This is a genomic window from Mesorhizobium sp. GbtcB19, assembly GCF_019091085.1.
Lineage (GTDB): Bacteria > Pseudomonadota > Alphaproteobacteria > Rhizobiales > Rhizobiaceae > Mesorhizobium.
Map to the genome: position 1 here is coordinate 1 of NZ_JAGXJY010000170.1, position 304 is coordinate 304.

1 protein-coding gene is annotated in these 304 nt (G+C 62.5%); it reads right to left on the reverse strand.

The window, feature by feature from the left end; all coding sequences use genetic code 11:
- Positions 1–75: 75 nt before the first annotated feature.
- Positions 76–304 (reverse strand): hypothetical protein (locus tag KVT37_RS32080; RefSeq protein ID WP_217579008.1); only part of this gene is annotated, 229 nt, incomplete at its 5' end.

Below are 304 nucleotides of genomic sequence, written 5' to 3' on the forward strand. Positions count from 1 at the left end.
GCGGAAGGTCGAGACCGTGCCGTCCCTGTCGGTCATCGTCCATTGATTGGTGGAACTGTTGAAAGCGATGCGGCGTTAGCTTTCGTTCTCCGTCGCATGCGTTCCGCCGGTCGAGCACGAGGGCGAAACCATGCCGGCAACGCAGGCGACCATCGCCTGGCCGACGAGGAGAAAAATGTCGTTGGCATCATAGGCCGGCATGCCATAGCCGGGCGTGGCTCGCACGATGACGTCAAAGCCGGTGACCCCCCAAGCATAACCCAGCCAGCCCTGGTAGAACCCGCCGAGCTTGGTCTTGCGCGAG